Origin of the sequence: Cellulophaga sp. BC115SP (genome assembly GCF_009905545.1) — a bacterium.
In the GTDB taxonomy this organism is placed as follows: domain Bacteria; phylum Bacteroidota; class Bacteroidia; order Cytophagales; family Spirosomataceae; genus Flectobacillus; species Flectobacillus rivi.
The window spans coordinates 1-625 of record NZ_JAAALB010000192.1; the positions used below are offsets into that span (position 1 = coordinate 1).

Here is a 625-nt window from a genome sequence, read left to right on the forward strand (position 1 = left end):
CTCCAAGTCGTGCTTGTATTCGCTAACACTTGACCGATACCCCATACACATGGATTTGTTGGTTGTGGATCCGTGTTATCTGGATCGCCATCACCATCTTGGTCACCTGCTAATGGTACACTTATCGTTACTGTTGCACTAGCACATACTTGTGGAGTCACCAATGTATTACACACTTGGTAAATCACTGTTACATTTACACCACCTGGCTCGGTAGCTGATGGAGTGTAACTCATGATACCTGTTGTTGGTGCAAACACTACGGTACCACTCGCTGTACCACCTGTTCTCGTAATCACATTGCTCGCTACTGGTAAGAAGTCATCATTACTCAACACATTTACCGTACTGATTGTACCAAATGGCGCTGTTAAAGCATCATTCGCTGCTGTAGCCACTTGTGGATTTGGATCTGTTCCGTTTGGATTACCATCCTTATCACAGTCCTTGGTCAACCAAGATGGATCCACATTCGCAAGTACTTGGTCTACCTTGTTGTAGCTACAAGCATCGTTCGGATCTGTATTGTCTGTTGTCGTCAATGGATTATCATCGATACCATTAATCTCATCTTTGTTCGTTACACCATCGCCATCACAGTCCCCTGTACTTGTCGCTACTAAAG

The 625-nt window shown here is 44.5% G+C and carries 1 pseudogene; it reads right to left on the reverse strand.

Features of this window, described 5'->3' with window-relative positions:
* A pseudogene (locus GVN22_RS27610) lies at positions 1–625 on the reverse strand (hypothetical protein); the annotation flags it as partial.